Annotated in this window: 1 pseudogene; it reads right to left on the bottom strand. The window is 41.7% G+C overall.

Annotated features, from left to right (window positions below):
- Window positions 1-305: pseudogene (locus E1176_RS00085) on the bottom strand (hypothetical protein); the annotation flags it as partial.
- Window positions 306-333 lie beyond the last annotated feature (28 nt).

Here is a 333-nt window from a genome sequence, read left to right as displayed (position 1 = left end):
CCTAACATGCCAGTTGTATCGAAAAACAAAGGCCTGAAAAGAAATGTAAACACCTGCTCGGGCAGCGAGTAACTACTAATATCGAGCCCTGATGTAGCCTTAGACAATTCAAATGCCCTGTGTGATAGACTTAGCCCCTGAGTAACTTCTTCTCCCTGTTCAATGCCAACAACCCTAAGAACATCCTGATAAATAAATAAGAAGGCAGCAGCTGATATTGAAAGCATGGTCAACTTAGTACCCCAGCCTAACCCTCGGGAACTAAATACAAAACCAACCATAGTAGAAGCTAGTATCACAAACATGATGTGAGGACGGATATGATAAGTAATT

It is taken from the genome of Fulvivirga aurantia (assembly GCF_009711475.1).
Classification (GTDB): domain Bacteria; phylum Bacteroidota; class Bacteroidia; order Cytophagales; family Cyclobacteriaceae; genus Fulvivirga; species Fulvivirga aurantia.
The sequence above is the reverse complement of the archived record's forward strand: the minus strand, read 5'-3'. Positions and strand labels throughout refer to the sequence as shown.